The sequence below is a fragment of the Pseudovibrio sp. POLY-S9 genome, from assembly GCF_001431305.1.
In the GTDB taxonomy this organism is placed as follows: Bacteria; Pseudomonadota; Alphaproteobacteria; order Rhizobiales; family Stappiaceae; genus Pseudovibrio.
On record NZ_LCWX01000126.1, the window covers coordinates 1 to 6,491 of the forward strand.

Here is a 6,491-nt window from a genome sequence, read left to right on the forward strand (position 1 = left end):
GGTCAAAACCGCGCAAACAGGCCGGACACATGACTGCTTCTGACAAAGGTACCGATCATCTCAAAAATGTCTTGCAAAGCAGGAGCCATCCACACATGAATACTCATTTATGAGAGGAAGCTAAATTAAGTCATCTTGTCTTTCTGCTGCGCTGTTTGAGTTTGTACCAGAGTACTGCACGGTAAAATGCAACCGGTAGTCTGATAATACTGGTTAGCATCCACCAGAATGACTCATATATGGCAATGATTTGCTCAGCAGCTGCTTGATTGCTATTAATACGCTCTGGAAAATGTTCATGTCGCAACAATCCTCGGTTGAAGAGAAATGCCCGTAAGGACTTGGTCACTCTCCAACTTAAAGAGGTAGTTATGCGTGTCAGGTTTTCCTCTAGTGTACTGTCTGTTGTTGTTTTCTTACCTGTAAGAATTTTGAAGTAATAAGCTTTAGAGCGATTTACTTCCTTCCATCTCTCCGAGAAACCCGCGTTTGACAGCCAATCACTCTCCTTGAATGCGTCTTTGTTACGTAAAACCACCGTGTTCTGGTGAAGCAATTTCTGATTACGTATGATTGCTTTTGAGATACGATAAACATCTGCATTCATGCGATCTGGGTTTTCCAACTCCTTCAATAGACGTTTCTCGAACCCTGAACGATACTTAAAGTGAAGCAGATGACCGCATGTATCTCCCAACGGAACAGGAGTACACAAGTGTGTTGAGCGAAGGTACTGGAAGTCTGCTTGCCAGTACACAAGCGGTATTTTGTAAGATCTTACAAGATAATTCCTCCTGCCAGACATATCCGCTCGAGCAGAAGAGCGAAGTTCAAAAAAAGGAAAAGCTTGGGTACGTTCTGTATGAAATTTAGAAAAGGGGACATAGTTGGGTGTGTTGGTAATGAGCTCATCTAGATCCACCGCACATTTGGGCGCGCTGGTAAGATCATCACAGAAAAAATCTATTAGAGGAGTATAAAGTGCAAAGGCTAGCTCGCTTTGTAAGGCATCTGTCGTCCCGTGTATTGATAGTTGGGGAGGCTGTAGAAATTCGTCCGCATCAACAACTGTTGTCCATTTGTCTTTGCAATACTTACTGCCAATTTCATTGACCCAATCAATTCCGGCATTTGCTTGCGGGTAACCTCCATTTTTTTCAAAGAGCTGAACATCATTTTGCTGAAGCAAAAACTCACGAGAGCCATCTGAACTACCGGTATCAACAATGTAAAAACAAGTAACTCCAATTGAGCGATAATGATGCAGGAACGCTGGTAAAATGTCAGCTTCGTCCCGTAATATGCAGATTAATGGATAACCTGTTTGTCTGGACTTATTGGAGTGTTTACTAGGTCTCAAATTTTTACCCTAATAAAATTCTGCGCTTTTCGTATAGCCGAACTCACTTTCCCTGGTCGGAAACTTGCTTTTTCAGCATCGCGTTGGTTACTGATAAGCTGAGACGCATCAGGGCGTAGTAAGAAAAGGCTTTTATCTTCAGCATCCATATTGTCCAGAAACGGTAATACCTGCTTGAAATCAGCCTCTTCTTTAATCTGATTTTTCAGCTTCATACTATCTGTACTTTGTCGATAGTAATATAATGGATCAGGATAGTAAGATATTTTTCGATTATCTAATATTAGGCGATTGTAAAATTCAATATCATCTTTTCCAACTCGATATCCTTCAGAATACCCCCCAGAAGCTGAAAAGGCTGTCTTTTTTACAAGGCAGGTTGCATCGCCAACCACATTTACCTTTGTCGCCCATGCTTTTGCAGGGCCTACAAAGCGTATCTGCGTTCCGAGTACACTATTGGACGAATAAGGTTCTCCTTCACCACTGAAACGTAATGAACTGCAAGTTAAACAATCAAGCCCTGCAAAAGTTGCTGCGCTCACAAGCTTGTCGACCATTTCAGGCATCATGAAATTGTCGTCATCAAAGAAAAGCAGAAACTCACCTTTGGCAACTTGAGCGGCCTTGTTTCTTGCTGCCCCTACATATCTATTTTCCTGATAGAGGATGCGCCATGACTTATCTTTGTACCTTTGAGCAAGGGCCTTAAGCGTTGCACGTGCAAGCGGCGAACGACTACCATCATCAACGACTATCACCTCAAAATTTCGATAGGTCTGGCGTTCAATGCTCTTTAAAGCTTGGGTTAGAAGATGGGGGCGTTCAAAATGAGTAAGACAGATACTGACTAGCGGATGATTGTCTTTCTTTGGTCTGGCTGCCTTTGACATTGATTGGTTTTGGCGGTGCCAGTTCTCCCAGACTGTCAGTGATCTCTTCAATCTATCATGTCTCACTGCAGGGGCTGGGAGTCGTTTGGTATAATGCTCAAGCCGGCCTGCTAGTGCCAGATGATGAGGTTCAAATAAGACTCCTTCTCGTCCGTCTTCATCAATCAGTTCATACGTCCCACCGGTATTTGCAGCAATAAACGGAACCTGTGCAGCTAAGCATTCATAAACAGCCAATGGAGAGTTTTCCAGTAAGGATGGGATCACTGCTAACCGGCCTTCGACACTAAGGTATTCGATTGCTTGAAAAGCATTGCAATTGACTTTAAATGTGACTTTGGTTTGCCACTTCTTGCTGTTTTGCATAATGAACTTCTGAGCATCAAACCGATGAGAATAACCTCCGAGAAAAGTGATTGGGGGAATTGAAATGCCTTTTGCAGCTAGCGCATTGAGAGCATTAACAAATAACAAGATACCTTTCCGAGGTTCCAATCGGCCAAAAAACACCCATTCCCCCACGAGAGAGCATCGTTTTGGAGTAACGCTGCTAAGGTCTTCTAGGAACACGTTGGGCCAGTAAAAACTTTTTGCAGGAAGTTTATAGCAATTACGAAGCATCCAGTTCAAAAGATGCTGACTGCCGCAGATGAGCGTATCAGCCATTTCCACGCTCTGTCGCTCCATAAAAACCCAACCAAGTTGACGGTATTCTTCCAGGAACTGCGAATTTCCCTCCGCAGCCCAGAGTGTTGGAGAGGAACCTTTGACAACAAATTGTAAATTTAGAAATGCAATACCCAGTTTCTTGGCTAATAAAGTAACATACCCCAAACCACGCCACTCTGACACGTGCACCATATCAAAATGACTTTCGTGCTCTCGCAACCATTCATAGGCTGCATATGGAGGTGCCATTGTCTGAGCCATCTCAGTTTTTGCAAGTACCTGAGGAGCAACAGCAGAAAATTCAATACCATGTTCAGAATAAAAATCGCGAGTGATCCGCATTTTTTGTTGGTTTTTGGCATGCCCATTTACAAAGCAAATGGTTACATGATGCCCGGTACGTTTTAAAAACACTGCCAAATGAAAATAAGCAGTACCAATACCACCATTTTTTATAGGCCCGAAGATATCAGCAGTAATAATGCATATGCGTTTGCTAAGCATCGGGGCAATCGCATTTATGTCCTGCTGTAGTTCGATCATTCAAACGATTTCCTCACTGCGCAACCAACATCTCGGCAAGGTATCTTAGCTTGCCGTTACGAACTATGCTGCCGTCCTCTTTAACCTTTACCGTGACTTCGGCATTCACATCTCTTGCTTCCTTGGGGACCAACAGTATAAAGCCATGCTGAGCAAGCTTCTGGTTTCTGCTGCCAAATCTAGCAATGTATCGATCAGCTTTGGCTTCAGTCATGGCAACACCATTAACTTCCAGAATAACTGTCAACTTTTTTGAAATATCTCTTCTATCCCATGCCCATCCTTCAATGTGAGTGGGGTTTAAGGCAAAAAGCTCCTTTGGCGGTATAGATGCTTTAATCGGAGAACCTGAGTAACCACGGAACAAGCGAAGGAGTTTTCTCTTAGGCCTATGCAAAGAAAAAAGGCTATCAGCTGTAAGAAATAGCTTCCTCTTTTCTCCAGAGTACGCTGTTAGCTTATCCTGTTTCAGCGTTCGCTTAGTTGCTTCCTTCAACTCCGAAATTGATTCTGGTTGCTTTTTTTTTGCAGCAATGCTTGGAATTTTGAAAAGAGTATCATGCTGGCTAAACATCCTTTCGGCTGCATCTCGGTTTAAGATCACACCGCCCGATACAGCTACAAAAACATTTCTGGAGAGCTTGATAACTCGGATGAACTGCGAGCGCGTCCTGTCTTTGTTCGCTAAATGAAACTTAATATTGTATCGGTCACCTTCCGGCCAATCCTTTGGAATGTCAAAGGCATGCAGCGTTGTTTCGCCCGTTTGATTTATGAGTGAGATTTGTTGCTTTGTTCCATTAGCAAATAAAGAACGTTCTCCTGAACCAATCGCAACACAAAGTATTCGCGATGCACTCTCATCCAGTCCAATCGCAACTTTGGACCATCTATTTCTTAGTTTGCGAGATCTGTCTGCGTGCACAAGCCAAACCGGTTCATCATCTTGTCGTTTTTTATCCCGATATAGCTTTGGTTGGAGTTTGAGACTTCCGTGACCTGTGTGGGGCAAAAGAGCTAATTTACGATATGCGATGTTATCATTTTCGATCAATGGCATTGAGCGCAAATATGACGCGTTTGAGTTGTTTTGTTGCTCTGTTAGTTCTCCTAGCTCAAATGCGCAGGCCAAGCGGCATTCAGGGATCACCATAAGGTCAGTATTGTGTTCGTTTTTCGCTCGGAGCACATACTCTTGTAAAAGCCCAAAGCGAAGGTCATACGGTTGCAGTCCACTCAATTGGGCTATGAGTTTCTTAGGAATACAGACTACACTTGCTCCAACCGAATTTCCGAATACGACTTCTGAGACAATATCGCTTCCCATCGGCATAACAATTTTGTTGTCTGGCAGCTTAACAAAGCTTGAAATGATGGCATTCTTTTGGTGCTGAATCGCAACGCGAATATCGTTACAAAAACCTGAAGCAAAATGAACGGCCGTACCATCGCATAAAATGCAGGCATCAGCAGAACATTCATCCATTATTCGATTGAACGCTTGTCCTGCCGGGAAACCAATAAACGGGCATAATCTAGAGCTTATGCCATTACGTTGCAAATATTCGACAATGCCCCGAGCTGTCTCTTCAAGCTCCGGTAACGTAACCAGAATGCTTACTTTATCTGGGAGCTCGCTCAGCAAAGCTTTTGCAAATGCCATTGCAGTACCGCTTTCACGCAGCAAAACAACTATCTCTAAGGTTCCAGCGACTGTTTCTTGCCTCTCTTTCGCATTCAATACTGCTAGCTTGTTAAGCGTTACTGTTGCTTCCTTACCTGAGTTCCTAGCGTATAAATCTCCTAGGTAGGCGTGAAAGCCGTACCAGGTTTTTAAGTTGTCTTGATTACTGAAACTGGCACCCGCGATGGGATGGCCTTCCATGAGTGCGGATTTCAAACGGCCGGCCAGCTCGTATGCGTTCGGCGGTATCAGGCAAGCAGAATGATCTTCTTTTGCGATCAGTTCAGGTGTCCCACCAACATCTGTTGCTATAAATGGAATGTTATGTTCAAGCGCTTCATAAACAGCCATTGTAGAATTTTCGATAAGCGAAGGCATAACTGCAATCATGTCTCTCGAGCACAGAAATGAAAGAGCTTCTGGTTGGTTCAGGTGAGTTACACAGTTGACCTCAAAGCTCCAGCTTTCGGCTTTTCTGTTAATAAAATCAACTACTTTTTCATTATTCTGGTTTGAAAGTGCTTCGCCGTATTTACCGAGAAAATTCACTGTCTTAGGGGGGGTACCTTCCCGTTCTAAAAGATCCAGAGCTGTACAGAATAACTCAATCCCTTTGCGCATCTCCAAACGGCCGAAAAACGTTAGTTCTTGAGCATGAATCCTATCCCCAGTTTTTCGAGGAGGCCTCTGATCGATAACATCAATTTCTGAAAAATCTAGAATATTTGGTTGCACATAAGTAGCTGCAGGCAGCTGATAACCAACATGCTTCATAAAACACAGCAAATGTGCACTACCGCCAATGACAATATCACCAAGTTCAACGCACTTCTGTTCAGCAAAACTCGCTGGCAAAAGGTCGCGTTTAGCAATGGGTTGCATCTGGTAATGGCGGTTCCATAGATGTGGAGAAGAGGTTTTAATGATAAAAAGGGTCTCTTGAAACGCAAGGCCGAGCTTTTTAGCCATCAAAGCGTAAATTAGGCCTCCTCGCCATTCTGAAGAGTGAACTACATCAAATTTTTGTTGTTCTTTTAGCCAGCGATAAGCCGCGTTGTATCGCCCTTGCCAATTTTGAGACGGACCTACGATAGTCTCGGTTGTATGTTGTAAGTAGTGTAGAGCGACGCCAAATTCAGCAAAATGCTTAACCCAATGCTGAGGCGTTTCGTTCTCAACACTTTCCCCTTTAAGGTAGAGAATATGAACTTCATGATCACGAGCAGCTAGTCCTTTGGCTAGATGGTAGTAAGTGGAAGCAATGCCACCATTTCTGACTGGCCCAAGGATCTCTTCTGTAGCAATGCATACGCGAAGTTTGTTGCCTGATGTATGGCTCCCC

Annotated in this window: 3 protein-coding genes; all 3 read right to left on the reverse strand. The window is 43.6% G+C overall.

The genetic code is table 11. The annotated features are described in order from the left end of the window. Positions 1-130: 130 nt before the first annotated feature. Complete coding sequence (locus PPL9_RS10690; RefSeq protein ID WP_208989300.1) at positions 131-1,360, reverse strand: glycosyltransferase family 2 protein; 1,230 nt, start codon at positions 1,358-1,360, stop codon at positions 131-133. Continuing rightward, positions 1,357-3,465 carry a glycosyltransferase gene (locus PPL9_RS10695; protein ID WP_057462697.1) on the reverse strand — a complete coding sequence of 703 codons (2,109 nt, stop codon included), beginning with the start codon at positions 3,463-3,465 and terminating at the stop codon, positions 1,357-1,359. Before PPL9_RS10695 ends, PPL9_RS10690 begins: the two co-directional genes overlap by 4 nt. 13 nt (positions 3,466-3,478) lie before the next feature. Further along, on the reverse strand, positions 3,479-6,491 hold a 3,013-nt coding region (locus PPL9_RS10700), incomplete at its 5' end, for a glycosyltransferase family 4 protein (RefSeq protein WP_057462698.1).